Annotated in this window: 1 protein-coding gene; it reads right to left on the minus strand. The window is 67.8% G+C overall.

Annotation, left to right across the window (positions count from 1 at the left end; genetic code table 11):
• The coding region (locus EN781_RS32970; RefSeq protein ID WP_127400750.1) for a UDP-N-acetylmuramoyl-L-alanyl-D-glutamate--2,6-diaminopimelate ligase at window positions 1-1,133 on the minus strand (1,133 nt) is incomplete at both ends.

The following is a 1,133-nucleotide window of genomic DNA, read 5'->3' on the forward strand; positions in this document are numbered from 1 at the left end:
GCCGCGCGCTCCCTGAGCGCCGCGCGGACTTCCTCATGGTCGGAGAAATGGAACGTTTCGCTGCCGATCGTCTGGCCTTCCTCGTGCCCCTTGCCAGCCACGATCAGCGTGTCGCCGGCATGGAGCATGGCCACCGCCTCGTGGATCGCCCTGCGCCGGTCGCCGATCTCGATGGCGCCGGGTGCGGCCGCCAGGATCGCGGCGCGGATCGTTTCCGGCACTTCCGAGCGCGGATTGTCGTCGGTGACGATGACGACGTCGGCGAGCCGCGTCGCAATCTCGCCCATGATCGGCCGCTTGCCGCGATCGCGATCGCCGCCGCAGCCGAAGACGACGATGACCCGGCCGGTCGTAAACGGCCGCACCGAGGCCAGCACGTTTTCCAGCGCATCCGGCTTGTGGGCATAGTCGACATAGACTGGCGCGCCGTTGGCCGTGGTGCCGACGAGGTCGAGCCGTCCCGGAGCGCCCTTCAGTTTTTCCAATGCCATCAAAGCCTTGGCAACCGGCGTTCCAGTGGAAATGGCAAGTCCCGCCGAAACCAGCGCGTTGGCGATCTGGAAATCGCCGGCCAGCGGCAGGTCGATTTCGTGGAGCACGCCATCGACCTCGACCTCGGCCCGCTGGCGATGTCGCTCGTGCTCGACCCGCTTCAGCCTGAGGAAGTCGCCATGCCGACCGACGGTCAACACGTTGAGCCCTGCCGCCTTTGCCGCACGCACAGTCGGCTCTGACCACGGATCGTCGGCGAAGATGACAGCCGGCGCGCCCTCGGGCAGTAGCGTGTCGAACAGGCGCAGTTTGGCGCGATGATAGTCCTCGACCGTCGGGTGGTAGTCCATATGGTCGCGGCCGAGATTGGTGAAGCCGCCAGCGGCAAGCCTGACGCCGTCGAGCCGGCGCTGGTCGAGGCCGTGGCTGGAGGCCTCCATCGACGCATGGGTGACGCCGGCGTCGGCCAGTTCCTTGAGCAGGAGGTGCAGCGCCACCGGATCCGGTGTCGTCAGCGAGCCGTAGTCGTTGCGGCCGGGCGCGACCACACCGGTGGTGCCGATCGAGGCGGCGGCAAGGCCCGCCTGCTCCCAGATCTGGCGGGTAAAGGCGGTGACCGAAGTCTTGCCGCTGGTTCCGGT

This window comes from Mesorhizobium sp. M4A.F.Ca.ET.090.04.2.1 (genome assembly GCF_003999085.1).
Taxonomy (GTDB): domain Bacteria; phylum Pseudomonadota; class Alphaproteobacteria; order Rhizobiales; family Rhizobiaceae; genus Mesorhizobium.